The 20,247-nt window shown below is 31.1% G+C and carries 16 protein-coding genes and 1 CRISPR repeat array; of the genes, 5 read left to right on the forward strand and 11 right to left on the reverse strand.

All coding sequences use genetic code 11. From position 1 onward, the window contains the following. Position 1 precedes the first annotated feature (1 nt). Positions 2-784, reverse strand: coding sequence for a septum site-determining protein MinD (gene minD, locus METVU_RS04635; protein WP_015733028.1), 783 nt, complete (start codon positions 782-784; stop codon positions 2-4). 349 nt (positions 785-1,133) lie between these two features. Continuing rightward, positions 1,134-2,015 (reverse strand): DUF2121 family protein, encoded by an 882-nt coding sequence (locus tag METVU_RS04640; RefSeq protein WP_015733029.1) that lies wholly within the window; start codon positions 2,013-2,015, stop codon positions 1,134-1,136. Between the two features lie 104 nt (positions 2,016-2,119). Between METVU_RS04640 and nikR the strand changes: the two genes are divergently transcribed. Next, complete coding sequence (nikR, locus tag METVU_RS04645) at positions 2,120-2,545, forward strand: nickel-responsive transcriptional regulator NikR (protein WP_015733030.1); 426 nt, start codon at positions 2,120-2,122, stop codon at positions 2,543-2,545. Between the two features lie 25 nt (positions 2,546-2,570). Here nikR and METVU_RS04650 read toward each other — a convergent pair whose 3' ends face one another. The 8 genes from METVU_RS04650 to thiL form a co-directional block, all read right to left on the reverse strand. Continuing rightward, positions 2,571-3,677 carry an archaeosine biosynthesis radical SAM protein RaSEA gene (locus tag METVU_RS04650; RefSeq protein WP_015733031.1) on the reverse strand — a complete coding sequence of 369 codons (1,107 nt, stop codon included), beginning with the start codon at positions 3,675-3,677 and terminating at the stop codon, positions 2,571-2,573. An 18-nt stretch (positions 3,678-3,695) separates the two neighbouring features. Beyond that, positions 3,696-4,514, reverse strand: a complete 819-nt coding sequence (locus METVU_RS04655) for a 4Fe-4S binding protein (protein WP_015733032.1) — start codon at positions 4,512-4,514, stop codon at positions 3,696-3,698. A 524-nt stretch (positions 4,515-5,038) separates the two neighbouring features. Further along, positions 5,039-5,464: a CRISPR direct-repeat array (repeat unit 31 nt; unit sequence AATTAAAATCAGCACGGATCGTGATGGAAAC). A 248-nt stretch (positions 5,465-5,712) separates the two neighbouring features. Continuing rightward, on the reverse strand, positions 5,713-6,606 hold the full coding sequence (locus tag METVU_RS04665; protein WP_015733034.1) for an ATP-binding cassette domain-containing protein: 894 nt from the start codon (positions 6,604-6,606) through the stop codon (positions 5,713-5,715). A 15-nt stretch (positions 6,607-6,621) separates the two neighbouring features. Then, a complete protein-coding gene (locus METVU_RS04670) occupies positions 6,622-7,626 on the reverse strand; it encodes a UPF0104 family protein (protein WP_015733035.1) in 1,005 nt (334 codons plus the stop codon). Between the two features lie 185 nt (positions 7,627-7,811). Then, entirely contained in the window at positions 7,812-8,837 is a 1,026-nt protein-coding gene (rtcA, locus tag METVU_RS04675; protein ID WP_015733036.1) for an RNA 3'-terminal phosphate cyclase, read from the reverse strand. Between the two features lie 142 nt (positions 8,838-8,979). Next, a complete protein-coding gene (locus METVU_RS04680; protein ID WP_015733037.1) occupies positions 8,980-9,777 on the reverse strand; it encodes an NOL1/NOP2/sun family putative RNA methylase in 798 nt (265 codons plus the stop codon). A 113-nt stretch (positions 9,778-9,890) separates the two neighbouring features. Then, positions 9,891-10,370: an archaeosortase family protein ArtE gene (gene artE, locus METVU_RS04685; RefSeq protein ID WP_015733038.1), complete on the reverse strand. Its 480-nt coding sequence runs from the start codon at positions 10,368-10,370 to the stop codon at positions 9,891-9,893. Continuing rightward, entirely contained in the window at positions 10,354-11,319 is a 966-nt protein-coding gene (gene thiL / locus METVU_RS04690; RefSeq protein WP_048197037.1) for a thiamine-phosphate kinase, read from the reverse strand. The genes artE and thiL overlap by 17 nt, the downstream gene beginning before the upstream one ends. 647 nt (positions 11,320-11,966) lie before the next feature. Here thiL and METVU_RS04695 point away from each other — a divergent pair. After that, complete coding sequence (locus tag METVU_RS04695) at positions 11,967-13,937, forward strand: DNA topoisomerase VI subunit B (protein ID WP_015733040.1); 1,971 nt, start codon at positions 11,967-11,969, stop codon at positions 13,935-13,937. Between the two features lie 65 nt (positions 13,938-14,002). Here METVU_RS04695 and METVU_RS04700 read toward each other — a convergent pair whose 3' ends face one another. Further along, positions 14,003-15,298, reverse strand: a complete 1,296-nt coding sequence (locus METVU_RS04700; RefSeq protein WP_015733041.1) for a hypothetical protein — start codon at positions 15,296-15,298, stop codon at positions 14,003-14,005. A gap of 329 nt (positions 15,299-15,627) precedes the next feature. On the opposite strand from METVU_RS04700, the gene hisC reads away from it, so the two are divergent. The 3 genes from hisC to METVU_RS04715 all read left to right on the forward strand — a co-directional run bounded on the left by hisC (position 15,628) and on the right by METVU_RS04715 (position 20,223). Next, positions 15,628-16,737, forward strand: a complete 1,110-nt coding sequence (gene hisC, locus METVU_RS04705; protein ID WP_015733042.1) for a histidinol-phosphate transaminase — start codon at positions 15,628-15,630, stop codon at positions 16,735-16,737. A 218-nt stretch (positions 16,738-16,955) separates the two neighbouring features. Beyond that, a complete protein-coding gene (locus tag METVU_RS04710) occupies positions 16,956-18,566 on the forward strand; it encodes a tRNA uridine(34) 5-carboxymethylaminomethyl modification radical SAM/GNAT enzyme Elp3 (RefSeq protein ID WP_015733043.1) in 1,611 nt (536 codons plus the stop codon). A gap of 97 nt (positions 18,567-18,663) precedes the next feature. Continuing rightward, a complete protein-coding gene (locus METVU_RS04715) occupies positions 18,664-20,223 on the forward strand; it encodes a 2-isopropylmalate synthase (protein ID WP_015733044.1) in 1,560 nt (519 codons plus the stop codon). The last annotated feature ends 24 nt before the right edge of the window (positions 20,224-20,247 follow it).

Below are 20,247 nucleotides of genomic sequence, written 5' to 3' on the forward strand. Positions count from 1 at the left end.
TTTATCTCCTCCCAAATAACCCTTTAATAAATTTGGAGATGAATGACTCTTTCTTCTTCTTAAATTGTGCTTCATATTTTGCTCCGACTAATTTTGCAGCAATTTCCATGATTGCCTGAGCAGCTGGAGAGTCGGGATACATGATAACGAGAGGTGTTCCAAATGCAGCCGCCTTTCTAACGTGAGGATCTTCTGGAACAACACCGATAACTGGAACTTCTAAGATTGTTTCGATTGCTTTAACACCAAGTTCTGTGCTTTCATTTGAAACCCTGTTAACGATAGCACCTATAATATCTGTTCCAAGTCGTTTCGTTATTGCAATAATCTTTAAAGCGTCAGATATTGATGATATTTCCGGATTTACAACGACGATCAATCCATCAGCGGACGATATAGCGATCAGTGTTTCTTTACCTATCCCTGCAGGACAATCAATAATTAGAATCTCAACTAAATCATGGATTACTTTTAAGACCTCTTCGAGTTTTTCTGGCTTTGCTCTTCTAAACTTTTCTAATGAGACACCTGCAGGAATGACTAAAACCCCTTCAGGCCCTTCGTAAATGGCATCTTTTATATCGGCTTTTCCTGCTAACACATCATTTAATGTAATAGGTTTTCCTTCTAAACCCATTATAAGCTCTAAATTTGCCATTGCTATATCAGCATCTAAAACAGCTACTTTTTTACCAAATTTTGCCAATGCTACGGCGAGATTTGCAGATATTGTCGTCTTTCCAGTTCCTCCTTTTCCGGATGCTATTGCAATAGCTATTGCCATCAATGTCACCGTTCTAAAATCTTTAATCTTTACATATTTTTACATATTTTTATAATATCTTTGCATCACAAAGTTATAAACTTTTAGGTTAAAATATATAACGCTTTATTTTATTGATAATTACTTAATTTATAAAGGTTATTATATATGAATCTATACATATATAAGTATATATCTAATTATCTTTAATAATATTCCTTTGTTTAAGTCATATTTATTGCCTTATAGTTATATTCCAATATAACCTAATTATATTATTATGTTTATTATGTATTGTTATTTATATTTTTATATATATTCGTATCTTTTTATACATTTTTCTATGTATTATTTTGTCAATATGTTGGATTTATTTGGAGATAATGATATAATCCGTCTCTACCCTCTCATCTGTTCCTTTAACCTTCATATCTCCGTTCTCAATAACTATTACATCTCCATCTTTAAAGTTTCCTTTTACTTCTATAATTTTAAAAGTATTTGGATTTGGATCTATCTTATCAACAGCTATATATTCATCATACAGATGAAGTTTTCCATCTTTTATAACACCGATCTCTCCATTTTTTACGATCTTGTTTACTATACTCATAACCTTTCCAAAATCGATTAATTGCTGTCTTAATTTTTCTCTATATTCAAATAAGTCCCCAATATCCTTTTTAATAACTTCTTCAAAGTTCTTTTCATATTTGTTCACACTATATATGTCATACTCTTTGCTTACTGTCGGATGCCATTTTAACTTTTCAAAGATCTCTCTTATCTCACTTTCAATCTGTTGAATAGGCATCATTGGGAATAATTTCGCCTTGTTTCTTAACTCTTCCTCAGCCCTATTTTTTAAAAACTTATTTCCAAATATCACCAATCCAAATCCTTCTTTTATTATTTCTTTTGTAATTGTGTCGTTTAGAATATCTATTATAGCACATTTTCCTTTGGTTGCATAGACCCTTCTCCTTTTAGCATCAACCCCCAAACTTCTAACTTCTCCACAAACCACTGTATCAGATATTTTTCTAACCTTCTCTCGGTCATCTTCTATTATTATTTTAACCCCTAACTCCTCTGCTAATTTGTAAAGTTCTTCTTCGGTTTTTATTTCTCCACTATATAATTTCTCCTCTAACAACTTTCTTTTTTCTTCATTTCCTCTAAAAAATATCTGTCTCCTATCTCCTCCTATAACTGCTCCATTCTTTCCATAATAACAAATTACCAATGTCATAAAAGACACCTCTCAACACACTTAGTATTATTATTATAGTTAATATTATATATTAGTTATTACATAGTAATAATAAAACGTGCAAAAATTGAATGAGGGGGATAATGACAGATATGGATAGGATAAGTATATCTCTACCTTCAAAACTCTTGAAAGAGTTTGATGAGATAATTGCTGAAAGGGGTTATGCAAGTAGAAGTGAGGCAATAAGAGATGCAATTAGAGATTATATTATAAAACATAAATGGATTCATAGTTTAGAGGGAGAAAGAGCAGGGAGTATAAGTGTTATATATAATCATCATGCGTCTGATGTTATGGAAAAGATCACTGAAATTCAGCATAATTATACGGATATTATTGTTGCTACTTTACACTTACACTTGGATCATGATCACTGTTTAGAGACAATACTTGTTAGAGGAGATGCTAAAAGAATCAGGGAGTTAACTGATAAATTAACTGCACAGAAAGGTGTAAAGCAAGTAAAGTTAAGTGTGATGGTTCCAGGGGGGCAAATTCCTGAATAATCCTTTTTATTTATTTTTTATTATTTTATGAATAATAATCTAATGTCTTAATGAGTTTTGTTTCATCACCTAAAGGAACTATATTTTTTTCTTCAACTTCTAAATAACTCCTCCATACTTCTTTACAATCACATTCATAGTCCAATATTTTAATATTTTGTGTTAGAGTAAATGTCTCCAATTTATTTTTTATTATTTTATTACATTTGCAGTTTTTTAAATTATGGGCTCCTCTTTCACTCCCTACTCCTGCAGTATCACACATAATTAACGAATTAGGACAGGTTTTTTTAACTTCTTTCAAAATTTCTAAAATACTCCATAAAAAAGGAGGCCTGTATTGATTTTTGTTAAAGAAATATTCCATCACACTACCTTTATGGACTGTTGCGGGACAGAATGAAATTCTCGAACAACCTATTTTTATACAACTAATTGCAGAGTGTATGGAATCAAGAATTGCCTCTTTTTCTCTTATAAAAAGTGGTTTTATTAATAAATACGCTTTTATTCCAATGTTATAGTTTTTTGATAACTCAACTGCTTTAATAATATCTTCCATGGTTATTCCTTTGTTAATTGCTTTTTCTCTAATTTCTTCATTAAAACTTTCAATGCCAACACCGATTTCAACGTTAGTAGATAAATGGTCCCTTATCTCGCTTAATCGATTTTCGGTAATAAATTCTGGCCTTGATTCAATTGCAATTTCTTTTAAGTTATCAAAACTACTTAATTCTTTATATATATGGGCTCTTGCCTTCTTTGGAACTTCTCTGTCATCTAAGAAACTTCCTGATGTAAATATTTTAACACTAAAATCTCTTAAATTTTTTAAATCATCCTTATACTTTTCAATTGCATAGTCAAATTGATTTATTATATTTTCTGCGGTTAATTTTTCAGGAGAGGAGTCCATTAAATACGAACACATTAAACAGCCCCCTTCTTTCGCATAATAACATCCTTCAGTTCTTAAAATAATTGTTAAAGATTTTCCTATTTTAAAATCTCTATAAATATCATCCTGCATCCATACTGCAATTGGCCTGTTCTTATCTTTTATTTTTCTTCTTTTTAAATGGGATTCTCTGATTTTTTTTAAAATATCTTTATAATTTTCCTTTTTCATACTACCATCTCGTTTATTTTAATTTTTTAATTTTTTTATGATAGTTTGTCTGAGATTTTCTATGCCTACTGAATCAACAAAATCAGTAATTCTCCCATGACCAAACTTTGAATAACTTAGTAGTATTTCATCGATAACTAATAAAACGTCCTCTTCATTTTTTAAACTTATCAGTTCCTTTCCTTCCTTCCAAATTCTACCCCCTTTTCCACCTACAAATATGCTTATTACTCTCTCTGCCTTAAAAGAATTGCAAAGAGCCGTGCATCTTCCCTCTCCGATGCAATTTTCATGAATAACTTTATTTTCCCAATCTATTGCATTCACATCGCAAAAATCTTTGCATTTACCACAGTTATTGCATAAATTTTTATCTATACTTATTTTATATCTATAACACACACCTATATCGCAAAATTTATGATAAGTGCAAGAGTTCGGACATCCACTTACATTTATCTTTACTTTTTTTGGAACCCAAATTCCTTCAAATTCTTCGTGAATCCTTCTCGCTAATGAGACAGAATCTCCAATAGCATTATAACATCGCAAACCAATACATGAAACAACCTGTCGGACTCTATTTCCAGTTGATCCGATATTTAAACCTACTTTCTTTAATATGTCATTCACATCTTTAAAATTTTCAGGAGATATGTCAAATTCTATTCCCTGTCGAGTAGTTATATGTGCTTTATCTTTTCCATACCTTTCAATAACATCAGCAATAGCCCTTAATTGCTCAGCATTAATAAATCCCGGCTTTAAAGATATTCTGATAGTATAGCAATCTTTTTTCATTATAACTCCATACTTTAAATTCACATTACAATGCATCCCCGCCACCAGAAAAATTCCTAACCAATAGTAAAACTTAACCTCCGATATATACCTGACGGAGAGTATTATCTTGTTGTTTGTTTCTGTTTTTTTGTGTTTTGAGTTTTTAGTTTAGATTTTTGTTTTTTATTTGTTTTTAGTTGGTTTCGAAGGGTTGGTTTGTTTTATTATTTTGTATATTTGGATGCTTTTATTTATGGAGTTTTTTTAGAGTTTTTAGTTATTTAATATTATTTTTAAAAATCCACGGTTGATTAATTATATTTTATGTTTTTATTTGTTTTTAGTTGTTGTTTCTTAAATAAAAGTTTGAATTGTTTTGTTAAAAGGTTTATAAAGAAAAGGAGTTATTTGGGGGTAGAAATCTTATAGTGTAGAAAAATATAAATATAAGTAAAAACATAATAATAAAATAAGAAAAATTACCCTATTAAAAACAAAGGAGGTGAAAGTAATGAAGATTTTAAGATCTTTTCAATCTCTTTATCTTTATATTAAAAACAAAGGAGGTGAAAGTAATGAATTAAAATCAGCACGGATCGTGATGGAAAACGGTATAATCTGCTTTTTTATATCCTCAATAGCCATGAAATTAAAATCAGCACGGATCGTGATGGAAATACAGGATACGACATAAGGGTCTTTGACGAAACACATTAAAATCAGCACGGATCGTGATGGAAATTAATGGAACTTAATACTTCTTTTTTATGTTCCAAATTAAAATCAGCACGGATCGTGATGGAAATATGTATCTAATGAATCCATCTTTTCACCTCCTCAATCAATTAAAATCAGCACGGATCGTGATGGAAATTGCTGATACGTGTTTTAACTCTCCATCCTCCCAAAATTAAAATCAGCACGGATCGTGATGGAAACTTAATATCTCAGGATTTTGTGATAAAATCCAGTCAATTAAAATCAGCACGGATCGTGATGGAAACAAGAATACTCCTGCACTGCTATAAACTTGTTTAGTCCAATTAAAATCAGCACGTCTTGTAATAAAAAAGATAAAAGAAATTTGATTAATCAACTCTAAAAGAGACAGATTGCCTAACGTTATGATATAGGAATTAGGACATCTCCCTGGAATTTAAACTCTTTAAAGGATGAATTTCTTTCATTTATAATTCTTTTAAAAATTTTAAAAATTAACCATCAAAAACAAAAAATCTTTATTCTTAAAGTATTAATTTAATTTTAACATAGATTTGAAGTGTAAATTAACTTTATCTCCTATTTTTACATCTTTTTGTGTATAGGCCTTTATGATCGTTGATTTGTAGTTTATTAAAACTTTTTTGTAGAGGCCATAGTCAATGACATTTAGAACTTCTCCTTCATCTCCTTTGGAGATTATAATATCTTCTGGAGCAATTGCCATGTTATTTATTATATTGAATCCTAAAAATTCCGCAATTTTTTTGTTGGTTGGGTGTTTTAAAATCTTTTTACTTCCGAAAGATATTAACTCTCCATTTATGAAGATTCCTATTTTTTCTCCTAAGGTTCTGGCCTCAGCTAAGTCGTGTGTGATATGCAATACGGGTATATTTTTAATTTTTTTTAACTCGGTAATTATATTTTCTTTTATTTTTGTATCTAATGCAGATGTCGGCTCGTCGAGTAGTAAAATGTCAGGATTTAAGATTAGGGCTCTTGCTAATGCAACTCTCTGCTGTTCTCCTCCGCTAAGTGTTTTTACATCCCTATCTAACAAATGAGATATATTTAGAAATTCTGAGATCTCTTTTACTTTCCTTTCAATTTCACATTTGTTTATTTTTCTAACTATGAGCCCATAGGCAATATTTTTATACACGTTTTTGTTTGGAAATAGAGCATAATTTTGCGGAACATATCCTACATTTCTTTTTTCTGGGGGGAGATTTGTTATATCTTCTCCATTTAGTGTTATTTCTCCATTGTCAGGTTTTAAAATGCCAGCAACACATTTTAGTAGAACTGACTTTCCCGCCCCACTTGGACCAATGATTACACAGTATTCTTTCCCAATTTCAAAGGATATATTTTTTAATTTAAATTCTTTCCAATTTTTACTTAGATTCTCCACTTTTAACATGTTATCACTAAAAATTTATGTTGTTAGGTCGTTAAGTTTTTTCTTTATGATTAACATTGCGATATATCCGATTATCGTAGGGAAAATATAGGATATAAGCCGATCGAGTAGAGTTATCGCTGCGGCTACTGATGGAGGAATGTTAAAGGCAGAAAACGAGACGATCATTATAGTATCTGCTGTTCCGAATCCGCTTGGGGTTATTGATAGCACTCCCGAGAGGAGGGTTATTAGATAAACTGCTGAAACGCAGATGATGGAAACAGCATAAGAGAGGGAAAGAAATAGTATCCATAATTTTAAAATATCTACAATATACCAAAGAACTGATAAAAAAATTGCAATTATTACATCCCATCCTCTTTTATTCTTAAAGAATTTCATGCTGTTGTAAAATTCCTCTATTGATTGGAGTATTTTTGTCTCATCGTATTTGTATGAGCTGTATTTGCAGATAATTTTTGATATTTTTGTAACTGTCTTTATTAGGAGTGTTTTATTTGCGATCAGGTAAACCACTACTGCCGTTATAAAAAATAGGAAAAGCCAAGATAATATTAAATATTTGAGATATTCAAATCCTGTAAATACAAAGTATCCTATGACAAATAATGTAAAAAATAAAAATATGGAGGTATCTAAGACCCGTTCCACAACAACTGTTGAAAATGCCAGACCTTTTGGTATTTTTTCAATTTTTGAGAGATAATATGCTCTAAACGCTTCTCCTCCTCCCCTCATGGATGGTGTAATGTTATTGATAAATAGTCCCATTAAAACGAGTAAAAATATATTCTTAAAATTTGCAGAGTAGCCCAATATTTTTATTATAAATCTCCACCTGGCAGATAAAATAAGGGAAACGATAATTTGGAGAATAATTGCAAGTATTATGTATTTTGGCTTTGCGTTGATTAATGCGTTTATTATCTTATCTAATCCAATGTAGGACATTATGGCCAAAATAAACAGAAAACTTATTAACAATAATATAGTAGATTTTGTTATTTTTACTTTCATAACTCTCTCCCTTTTTGCACTTTAAGACGGAAAAGACATTTTGCATATTTTGGTATGTAGTTTATTTTTATTTTATCTTTGCTATAATTAAGATATTCAATGAGTACTATTTATAAATTATATAATGTTATTTTAATCAACTGACTTAATTGACCTGTTTGAGATAGATTTAAAATTTTTACTATTTAATCTGTTCTGTTAGCGGTGATTGTAAATCCTTTACAATCGTTTTCATTGTAGGGTGTTATCTCAAAATTCACGTTCAAAAAGTGTTTAACAACCCACATATTCGTTTTTGTGTGAGAGGTTATTTCTGAAACACCAATTGTTCCCCCTCCAAGTGCTAAGTAAGGTATTATCTGGTCTCCCATATATTTATCTAATGCCATTCCACTTTTTCTTTCATTTAATAGCTCGTTTACTGCCCTTTCAGCAACAATCTCAGCCCTTAATCCCTTCTCCCCTAAACAACTACCTCCTATTGTATCGTTCCACAGCACTATCCCCGCTCCCTCTGAAATCCCTTTAGAGCATTCGATTTTTATATTAGGGAGTAGTTTTTCTTTATTTAAAAGATCAACTGCTCTTTTTCTCATCCTACGTGCAATATTTTCATTCAGATTTTGAACATACGATATGCCTTCTACAACTTCACATTTAGAATGCTCTATTAAATCAAAGTTTTTTATTTTTGATGGTTTAATCTCAATAACTACTTCCCCTCCTCCTTTTGGGTAAAAACCTCTTTTTAAAACCTTTAAATTTGTCATTACCCCAAAGTTTTTTAAGATTTTTAGAGTAATGTTTTTTACGTAATCAATGGGCGGAGACATCCTCACATCTGTTCCTCCCCTTATTTTTAAAGTAAATGCTTTATCAACCCCCAAAGCCAATGGGACTATGGTTTGAATAATTAAAGAAATACTCCCTGCTGTTCCTATATCAATTAAAAAATTTTTTGGGGATATTTTTGAAGGTATAAATATTATTTCCATTGATCCTACATTTAATCCATAAACCTCTGCATTACATAGTTTTTTTACTGCTTTGATAGCAGCAACGTGTTGCGGAGCTAATCCGGGATTTCGTCTATTTTTTCTAATGTTTATTATCTTGACAGGTTTTTGAGTTAATGCCGAGAGGGATACTGATGTTCTGAGGATCTGTCCTCCACCCTCCATATAACTTCCATCTATCTCTATAAATTCCATTATTTCTCACCAAGATCGATTTTATGACGGCTTTCTACTTAAAGTAGAGAGTTTTTTGGCAATGATTAAAGATAAACTTATGTATATCCAATGAAAGACAGATGTCTATTCCATTATTATTAAATATTACTTTCTAAATTTTCTAAATTTTTCTCAACTTTGCAATGAAAAAGGGTTCGTTTGGAGGAAAAACTCTTAATGTTCCGTCTAAATAACCTTTTTTTATATTAATTCCTAAAAATTTATCAGGGGTTAGATAAACTAATTCAATATCATTCCTATTATTTAATATATGTCTTATAACTTCTTCATTTTCCTCTACCTCAATTGAGCAAGTTGAATAAACCAGCTCTCCTCCTTTTTTTAACAGATCGAGTGCTATGTTAAGAAGCTCTTTCTGTCTAAGTGAGCAGTATTTTATATCTTCCTTTGAAACATTCCTATGTTTATCTTTAATTTCATTTCCAGTGCATGGAGCATCAAGTAGTATCTTATCAAACTGTATTTTTTTCTTTAAAAGCTCTTCCTTGTATTTTCTCATATCTTTATTAATAATTATTGTATTTAAGACACCCATTCTGTTTATATTTGATTTTAACGCCTTAGTTCGCGTTTTACTGATTTCAACTGCCACTATACATCCGTTGTTATTCATTATTTGTGCTAAGTGAGTTGTTTTTCCCCCGGGAGCTGAGCACATATCTAAAACAAAATCATCCTCTTTTGGGTTTAAAACTATCGGTGGGATCATGGAGGAGATTGATTGAGGCATGTAATATCCAAAAAGATATTCAGGAGTTGATCCAATTGAAAAAGGAGATTTTTTAACTTCGAATGCATAATCTAAAAATGTTTCTTTTAATACAATGCCTTTACGTTCTAATCTATTTTTTAAAGTTTTTGGATCTATTTTTAAGGTATTTACTCTAATAAATTTCATATTAGCCCTCCCATGTTTTTTCCAGTTTTCAACTTTTATTTTCTTATATTAATTTTTTGTCTTTATTTAATGGTTTTTTATACTGTTCTTGATTGTTAGTTAATCAATTTAATTTATTCACGTATTAATTTAAAATAGAGAAGCGTTAAAATAGGAGTTGCAGTTAAAATTATCAAATAACCAATTATGTCATGATAGAGTTGTGAATCTTTCGGATACATGTTCGAAAAGTAGCATATTGCACTTATTCGAATTATGTTAATAAGATATGATAAAAAAACAATAAATAATCCTATCAATAAATCTTTAATCTTTTTTGAGTAAGTTATTGTCAATGCTAAAAACCCAGCTATTAAAAAACTTCCTACACATTCTTTAACAACCTCAACAGTAGCGTTTGGTAATATTATAAGGTTTTTTTGAAGTTTTGCAGATGGGATTAGTAGTTTTATCAAAAAATAACTGAAAACTGATGTTGGAGTGATTAAACAATCTCCAAAATAATTAAATATATAAAAAAATGTTAAGAAGAGGACATAAAACTTAATTATAGATTTGAGTTTATTTATTTTTAACTTACCAGCTGTGAACATATCCTCCCTCACGAAACATCTCTCCATCTATATATCTACCTTCTTCAATTACTTTGCCTATCTCAAAAACTTTTGAATGATGTTTTAAAACCCTTTTCACTTTATTTATATTGGATGTTGTAAAAAGGAGTTCAAATTCCTCTCCACTATTTAGTGCAACTGTCAAAGGATCCAAACTAAATTCTTCACAGAACTCAAATACATCCTCAGGAACAGCTTTTAAAATATGATCGCTATTCAACTCAAAATTTTTAAAGTAGGTTATCTCCTTACCTAATCCATCAGAAATATCACAACATCCCCTCAATAACCGATATTTATTCAATAAAATGCCCTCTTTTACTCTTGCTATCGGAACCTTTAACTTATTAATTATTAAAGGATACTTACTGCAAAGTTTTTTAAACTCCTTAACTTCAATCTTCCTATTTTTTAAGAGATAATATAATTTTAAAGCACAGTATACTCTTCCAATATCGTTGGTTATGCCAATCTTGTCTCCGACTCTTCCCTCTCTAAAAATTGGGTTGTCAGTTATTCCAATAGCAGTTCCTGATAATACAAGCTCATCTCCTTTGTTTGTATCTCCTCCAACAACCGGACAATCGTATAATCTTGAAAACTCATCTAATCCCTTATATAACTCTTTTATAAAGTCCTCTTTTGCTTCTTTTTTAGACAGTGAGATCGAAAGTAAAAAGGCAAGTGGTTTTGCTCCCATTGAGGCAATGTCTGAAACATTAGCAGTTAGAATTCTTCCTCCAATCTCATGAGGAGTTAAAATAGAAGGAATATGGGTGTTTTTTACCATCATATCTGTTGTAGCAACTAAATAACGATTTTCATCGATTTTTATAACTGCACAGTCATCATCTATTCCTTTTATAATATTTTGATTAGAATATGTTAGAGTTTTTTTAATCAGATTGATAATATTTAATTCATCCATTCTTGACCCTCTTTCTTTGTTAATCAACGCCATCATAACAATATAATCAATACAATCAAAAAATAATATTAAATATGTGATATTAAATATTGATATTATCAATATAACATCAATGTAGTGGATAATAAAAATAAAAAAATATTAGGTTTATAATAAAACTACCACATAACTGACAAATAAAATTAAAACAATAAAAATATAATATCGATAAAAATTGTTGATAACAAAAATTAAAAAGCAAAAAAAGTAATAATTAAGAAGTTTTGTGTTTTAATTTGTATTTTATATATAATCTTTTAATAAAATTTCTATCTTGACTTTTAGTGAGTTTTAATTTTTGATAATTTTGAGGATAGTTCTAATAATTGTTTAATAATTATAGTTTTATATATTAACCAAACATTAAAGAATTTGAAAAAATAAAAGTGGCATCAGACGGCTTGCTACTCATCACAGATCAGACGGGGATAAACGTCATCATCTGCCATTAACATAAAAGTTTTCATCTAAATTATCATATATATTTATATGAGTAATTGAGTAATTCTACTTACTATTACGACATTATAACATTATATTAATAAAAATTATTTATATATACTTTACCCAAATAATTGATGTTTAAAAAGATCTTATGGTGGACAGTTATGGGAGATGAATTATTTAAAGAGTTTAAAGAGCATTCTGTTGCTGAATTTTTTAGAAAGAACAAACACATGCTCGGATACAGTGGAAAAATTAGAAGTTTAACAACAATAATACATGAATTAGTAACTAACAGTTTAGATGCGTGTGAAGAAGCGGGAATTTTGCCAGATATAAAAGTAGAGATTGAGAAATTGGGAGCGGATCACTACAAAGTAGCAGTTGAAGATAACGGGCCAGGAATCCCATTAGAATTTATCCCCAAGGTTTTTGGAAAGATGCTTGCAGGATCTAAGATGCACAGATTTATACAATCAAGAGGACAACAAGGAATAGGGGCTGCGGGTGTTTTGTTATTCTCTCAAATAACTACGGGAAAGCCGTTAAGAATAATTACATCCACGGGAGATGGAAAGATCTATGAAGTTGAAGTAAAGATGAACGTAGAAAAAAACGAGGGAGAGATTGTTTCTACAAAAGTTAGAGATGGGATATGGAGAGGAACAAGAGTTGAAGGGGAATTTAAAGAAGTTAGCTACAATAGAGGAGAATTTGGGCCTTTTGAATATCTAAGAAGAATAAGTTTAGCCACTCCTCACGCGAAGATCATCTTAAAGGATCCACAGGGAGAAGTTGTATTTGATAGAGTTGTTGATGAGCTTCCAAAAAAGCCAGAGGAGATGAAACCACACCCTTATGGGCTAACAACTGATGAACTTTTATATATTGCAAGAAAGACGAAATCAAAAAAGGTTTCATCAATGCTCGTCTCTGAACTTTCGAGAGTTACCACAAAAAGAGTAAAAGAACTCTCAACGTATCTGTTAAGAGACATAATATTAAAGAAATTTAAAGATAGTGTATTTTGGAATATGGTTGTCTCTTGTTATTTGAGTATGGATATTGAAAAATATTTAGAGAAGTTTAAGGATTATATTAGCGATGATGAAGTAGAGACAGTAAGAAATTTGATCAAAAATCTACCTGAAAGTTTGGAGGACTTAAAAAGATATGCTTTGAAATATATAACAATGGAGTATTTATTTAACAAATTAAGTGAAGAAGAGATAAATAAACTAAAAAATCATTTTAAAAAGATACCAGAAAACTTCTTAGAGTGGGCTGAGAAGAACTACTTATCAGCAACTGTTGTCGATGAACTGAATAGAAAAGTTAGAGAGATTGTAAAAAATCCGGAAGAGTTTATTGAAGAGATAAAAAATAAAGGATTAATTTCTGAAGAGGAGTTAAAAAAATTTAAAGAAGAAGTTAAAAAGATCCTCAGCAAAAATCCAAAAGAGTTAACATGGGATGAAGCAGAGGCAATAGTAAACTGTTTACAAAGTATGGAGTTCATGGCACCACCAACAACAGGATTGAGACCAATTGGAGCTGAGAATATAGAAAAGTCATTAAAAGAACTCTTACATCCTGACTTTGTTAAAGCGATTACGAGAAATCCAAAAACATATAAGGGAGGAATCCCTTTTGCTGTTGAAGTTGCAATAGCATACGGAGGAGACGCAGGAAGACAGGGAGATGAAGGTAGAAAGATGGAGATTATGAGATTCGCCAACCATGTTCCTCTACTCTATGACACTTCTGCGTGTGGTTTAACTAAGGCAGTGAAGAGTATAAATTGGAGAAGATATGGATTGAGAGGAGAAGATGCCCCAATAACCGTTTTTGTTAACTTAATCTCTACCTTTATCCCTTACACCTCTGCAGGAAAACAGGCAGTTGCTTGCAGTGAAAATGAAAACGAGGAAATTTATAACGAAATAAGACATGCATTGATGATCTGCGGTAGGGAATTAGAAAAATACTTATCAAAAATTAGAAGAGAGGCAGAAGAAGAGAAAAAGAAAAAGTATGTGATGAAATATGCCAAAATATTTGCCGAAGCACTTGCGAACATTTTAAACAAGCCCGTAAGTGAGATAGAAGAGAAAGTGGTTAAACTATTAGAATAAACTTTAAAAACTTAAAAAATAAAAATTGACCTGAATAAACCTTTTTAGTTCATTTATCTTATTTTTTATGTGATTTTAACCGATCCATTGATCCACTCTACTTCTAATTTATTTTCTCCATTATATTTACTTAAAAATGCTAAGACAGAGGCCATAGTCCCCCATCGGTCAGAACCTGCTAAAATGTAAATGTTCCCGTTAGAATATGGGTTTTTAAGTTTTAAAATAAGCCCTTTCCTTTTTCCAGGGTAGGAATCGGTAATATTTATTTTTAACACACCTGATTTCTCTAATTCTCTTAAAATTTTATTGACCGTAGGTCCTCCTATAAGCACTATATCTCTATTTTCCTTTAAAATATTAGACCCAACTATCTCTGAAGAGCCGAGATATATTTTTTCCTTATTTTTCAATTTTCTTCCCTTATAGTATACATCTACTTTATCTCCCGATTTTAGGGCATAGATTCCACTTCCAAGATAACATTCATTCTCAACTTTATAGGTTTTAGAGTATCTTTTTATAACTTTAAATAAAACATAATCGTCTAAAATCTTTTCAGGAGCTATTGAATAGTTAAATAGATCTATTTCATTCTTTATTCTTGAAAGGTCTTTATATTCAAGTTTTATTTCATCATCTCTCACTTCCCTTACTATAAATCTACTATCTAACGGGTAAGGTTGTCCTTCTTTAAGTTTTAATGTTGAAAAAACTTTAAATGTGAATTTATATGATTTCCCTTCTTTGGTGCAGTTTATATACTCTATCCCAAGATCTCCATCCTTCGTATAGTATAACTCCCCTTTTTTAATTTTTGGCCTGTCAATATCTCTCCCATCTTTATAAATATCTACAACAATCATATTCAAATCAGCAGAAACCAAATCAACAACTACCTTATAATTATCATAGGTAAATGACTCGTTTGTTATTACTTCCTTTCCATCTTTTTCCTTTAAAATCACTTCATCCGAAGAGATGTCATCAACGATATAGCTCCTGTTAAATAACTTGATCTCTTCCCCTTTTTTAAGATTTAAATGTTCTATGCATTCTATATCCTCATACTTAACTGAATTTCCGATTTTAGAAAACTCCACAATTATATCTTTATTTCCATCATTTAGCGTCAGTTTGTTAGCGGCTGGAATATAATAAATATCTTTTGCAATTAATGAGACATTATCTCCCTCTATAATAACTTCTCTTGAAGAGTAGAGATTTTCCATTAAGATCTTTGCCATCTCATAATCAGGAGTTGATTTATTAGCTACAATAATCGGATCTGAAAGCATGTATCCGCTTATTGTGGATATTATGCCAAAAATTAAGAAAATAGGGATAATTACTTTATACATCACAATCCCTCCACTTTCTGATACATTTTTATACTTAAACTGTAAATTAGTATTAAAAATTTTTTATCTTAAAAAGTTTTTGAGATAGATCTTTAAATCATAATAAGTTATGAATTAAACTCTAAACCAAAAATGAATTAAAAATAATTAAAAAATGGATTAATTGGGTATAAAGCATGTTCTAAAACTAATATTATGTAATATTATTATTATGGCGTATGTTATACAAAATAGCCAAATTCTAATTTTTAACCTATTAATTTATTTGTAATTTAATCAACTTAACTACAACAGACCATTTCGATCAAAACTTATACTGGTGATAACCCATGTTAACAGATAAAGTTAGAAATGCCGTTAAAAAATTAAAACCCTATGTCCCAGGAAAATCAAAAGAAGAAATCGCCAGATCCTATGGGGTAGATCCAAAACATATAATAAAACTTGGATCCAATGAAAACCCATGGGGAGCTTCTCCAAAAATAAAAGATGAGATAATAAAAGAATTAGATAAACTCCATCAATATCCTGAACCAATAAATCCCAAACTTATGGAAGAGTTAAGTAAATTTTTAAATGTTGGAGAGGAAAATATAATAGTTGGAGGAGATGGTGCTGATGAAGTTATAGATGTAATTTTCAAAACATTTGTAGATAGAGGGGATGAAGTAGTTATTCCAATTCCTACGTTTACACAGTATAGGGTCTCTGCATCGATATATGATGCTAAAATAGTATGGGCAAGATATGACAAAGAAAACGAATTTAAACTCGATGTGGATAGTGTTTTAAACAACATCTCAAATAGAACCAAAGTAGTTTTTCTTTGCTCTCCAAACAACCCAACAGGAAATATCATAGACAACAAAGATATTGAAAAAATAATAAAAGAAACTGATGCATTAGTGGTTGTGGATCACGCATATATAGAATACTCTCAAAGGAAATATGATTGGACAGAAAAAGCCCCAAAATTTGACAATGTTATTGTGTTAAGAACTTTTTCCAAAGTTTTTGGATTGGCGGGAATGAGAGTAGGTTATGGTGTAGCGAATGAAGAGATAATAAACTACTTGATGAGAGTTAAGCCCATATTCAGCTTAACAAGATTAAGTCAAGTTTGTGCTATAACTGCCCTAAGAGATAGGGACTTTTTTGAAAAATGTGTAAAAGAGGGAATAAAGAGTAGAGAAATGCTATATAATGGATTAAAAAAATTTAAAGACATAAAAGTGTATCCATCAGAAGCAAACTATCTGTTGGTTGAATTAAAAACAATGAAATCAAGAGAATTTTGTGAAGAACTCTTAAAAAGAGGAGTTATTGTTAGGGACTGCTCATCCTTTGATGGTTTAGGAGATAATTATGTTAGGATTTCGATAGGCACATTCGAAGAGATAAAAAGATTTTTAAATATATTAAAAGAGATAATATCATAACAACTCAAACTGCTTAAACAACGTGTCTAATCAACATATAATAACCTTATTATTTTAAAACCCCAACTGTATAATTTTAATCTACCCATTAGACCAGTCGCTGTTAATTATTAAATTTTAATTATTAATTAATTTAATTTATAATTTAATTATTTAACCATTTACTAACTATCTGATTTTTTTAATCCCATTATATAATTCAACATTACCGTGATAATATGGATGAAAAAACCAAACTAATGAGATGCATTATTGAAAAAATTTTAGATGAACATAAAAAAGGGAAAACACTTGATAAAAAGAGAATTGAACAAATTAAAGCAGAGTGTTTGCGACTTCATAGAATTGGTATAGGGCATCCTTCAAACTCTGAAATTTTGCAGTATGCAACAGAAGAAGAAAAAAAGATATTAATTCCAATATTAAGAAAAAAGCCAGTTAGAACTATATCTGGCGTAGCTGTTGTTGCTGTTATGACATCCCCAGAAAAATGCCCTCATGGAAAATGTATATTCTGCCCCGGAGGAGTTAAAAGCGTATTTGGAGATGTGCCACAAAGCTACACTGGAAGAGAGCCAGCTACAATGAGGGGCTTAATGTTCAACTTCGATCCATATCTACAAACAAAGGCAAGAATTGAGCAGTTGGAAAAGGTAGGGCATCCAACAAATAAAATCGAATTAATTATAATGGGAGGAACGTTTCCAGCAAGAGATATCGTCTATCAGGACTGGTTTATCAAGAGATGCTTAGATGCTATGAATGAAATTGATTCAAGTAGTTTAGAGGAAGCACAAAAAATTAATGAAACAGCAGAACATAGATGTGTTGCCCTCTGCATAGAAACAAGACCTGACTGCTGTGGAAAGGAAGAGATAAATCAGATGTTGAAATTAGGAACTACAAGAGTTGAGTTAGGGGCTCAAACCATATACAACGAGATCTTAGAGTTATGTAAAAGAGGACATACAGTTGAAGATACAATAAAAGCAACCCAATTATTAAAAGATAGTGGTTTAAAGGTATCTTATCATTTAATGCCTGGAATGCCTGGCTCAGATAGGGATATGGATAAAAAGATGTTTAAAGAAATATTCAACAACCCAGATTTCAAGCCGGATATGGTTAAAATCTATCCATGCTTAGTTATTGAAGGAACTGAACTTTATGAGTTGTGGAAGGAAGGGCTTTACAAACCATACAGAGAGGAAGAGGCAATAGAGATAATTAGTTATGCAAAATCAATAATGCCGAAATGGGTTAGAACTTCAAGAATTCAGAGAGATATTCCTGCAACGGTTATAGTTGATGGAGTTAAGAAGAGTAATTTGGGAGAGTTGGTTTATAAATATATGGAAAAGAAGGGGATCAAGTGTAGATGTATAAGGTGTAGAGAAGTTGGGCATGTTATGTATAAAAAAGGAATAATGCCAGATATTGAGCATATAAAACTATGCAGGGAGGAGTATGAAGCAAGTGGTGGGACTGAGATATTTTTATCATACGAAGATGTAAAGAATGATATTTTAATTGCATTTTTAAGATTGAGAGATCCATATAAACCATTTAGGAAAGAGATTGATGATAATACGATGTTAGTTAGGCAATTACATGTTTGCGGACAAGAAAAACCATTAACTAAGGATTTAAAGGAAATAACTTGGCAACATAAGGGATATGGAAGAAAACTTTTAGAAGAGGCAGAGAGAATAGCAAAGGAGGAATTTGGAAAGAAAAAAATATTAATTACCAGTGGAATAGGGGTAAGAAATTACTATCGAAAGTTAGGTTATGAAAAAATTGGAGTTTATATGGGAAAAACTCTTTAAAAATTGAAAATTTATAACTAATGATAAATAGATGGCAAAGAGAGATAAATCATAGATTAAAAACTTAAAAAATTAAAACTTAAAAAAGGGTGAGAAAATGATCATCTACAAAGAAGAAAACGAGATCATTAAAAATTCTTTAAAAGGCATTAAACTTCCAGAGAGAGTTTATATCTTTGACACTACACTAAGAGACGGAGAACAAACACCGGGCGTTTCACTAACACCAGAAGAGAAGATAGAAATTGCAATAAAATTAGATGACTTAGGGGTTGATGTTATTGAAGCAGGTTTTCCTGTCTCTTCTTTAGGAGAACAAGAGGCAATTAAAAAGATCTGCTCACTAAACTTAGATGCAGAGATCTGTGGATTAGCAAGAGCGGTAAAAAAAGATATAGACGTAGCAATCGACTGCGGAGTAGATAGAATACACACCTTCATTGCAACATCTCCACTACACAGAAAATACAAATTAAAAAAATCAAAAGAAGAGATCATAAATATTGCAATTGATGCCATAGAATATATAAAAGAACATGGAATTAAAGTTGAGTTTTCAGCAGAAGACGCTACAAGAACAGAGATTGACTACCTCTTAGAGGTTTATAAGAAAGCAGTTGAGGCAGGGGCTGATATAATAAACGTCCCCGATACTGTGGGGGTTATGATTCCAAGAGCAATGTACTATCTCATAAGAGAATTAAAAAAAGAAATAAAAGTGCCAATATCTGTTCACTGCCATAACGATTTTGGATTGGCAGTAGCGAACTCCCTGTCCGCAATAGAAGCAGGAGCAGAGCAAGTTCACTGCACAATAAACGGGCTTGGAGAGAGAGGAGGAAACGCTTCACTTGAAGAAGTAGTTATGAGTTTAATGTCAATCTATGGGATAAAAACAAATATAAAAACTCAGAAATTGTATGAAATATCTCAACTTGTTTCTAAATACACAGAAATAAAAGTTCAACCAAATAAAGCGATTGTAGGGGAAAATGCATTTGCTCATGAAAGTGGAATCCACGCTCACGGTGTTTTGGCTCATGCATTAACCTACGAACCAATACCTCCTGAACTTGTGGGGCAAAAAAGAAAAATTATCCTTGGAAAACATACAGGAACCCATGCCATTGAGGCAAAATTAAAAGAGTTAGGGATAGAAGTTGGAAAAGACATAAGCAAAGAGCAATTTGATGAGATTGTAAAAAGAATAAAAATGCTTGGAGACAAAGGTAAGAGGGTTACAGATAGGGATGTTGAGGCAATAGTTGAAGATGTCGTTGGAAAAGTTGATAAAAAGGATAGAGTAGTTGATTTAGAACAAATAGCTGTTATGACAGGAAATAGAGTAATACCTACTGCCTCAGTTGCTTTAAAAATTGAAGAAGATATAAAAAAGAGCTCAGCGATAGGAGTTGGCCCAGTAGATGCAGCAGTAAAAGCAATACAGAGAGCGATTGGAGAAAAGATCAAATTAAAAGAATACCATATAAACGCCATAACCGGAGGAACTGATGCGTTAGCAGAGGTTATCGTAACGTTAGAGGGTTATGGAAGAGAAATTACTACAAAAGCAGCAAGTGAAGATATAGTTAGAGCTTCTGTTGAGGCAGTTATAGATGGGATAAATAAAATACTCGCAAAAAAAGAGATAAAATAAAAAATAATCAAAAATTAAAAGAGA

The organism is Methanocaldococcus vulcanius M7 (assembly GCF_000024625.1).
Classification (GTDB): Archaea; AGJL01; Methanococci; order Methanococcales; family Methanocaldococcaceae; genus Methanocaldococcus; species Methanocaldococcus vulcanius.